This window comes from Bowmanella yangjiangensis, from assembly GCF_017255015.1.
In the GTDB taxonomy this organism is placed as follows: domain Bacteria; phylum Pseudomonadota; class Gammaproteobacteria; order Enterobacterales; family Alteromonadaceae; genus Bowmanella; species Bowmanella yangjiangensis.
The window spans coordinates 1-298 of sequence record NZ_JAFKCS010000862.1 but is presented as its reverse complement, the minus strand read 5'-3'; the positions used below and the strand labels follow the sequence as shown (position 1 = coordinate 298).

The window sequence follows — 298 nt, the reverse complement described above, 5'->3', positions numbered from 1 at the left end:
ATTACCCGTGCGTTTGATGACGATGTTGAGTTTCAGGAGCGCATGGCAGAACACATCCGGTACATGGTTGAAACCATTGCTCACCACCAGGTTGATATTGATTCAGAGGTATAAAACGAATGAGTACTGCACTCGCAACGCTGGCTGGGAAGCTGGCTGAACGTGTCGGCATGGATTCTGTCGACCCACAGGAACTGATCACCACTCTTCGCCAGACGGCATTTAAAGGTGATGCCAGCGATGCGCAGTTCATCGCATTACTGATCGTTGCCAACCAGTACGGCCTTAATCCGTGGAC

The 298-nt window shown here is 51.0% G+C and carries 1 protein-coding gene; it reads left to right on the top strand.

Going from position 1 to position 298, the window contains the following annotated elements; genetic code table 11:
- Window positions 1–114, top strand: coding sequence for a host-nuclease inhibitor Gam family protein (locus tag J0A65_RS26990; protein WP_032325186.1), 114 nt, complete (start codon window positions 1–3; stop codon window positions 112–114).
- Window positions 115–298: the final 184 nt, after the last annotated feature.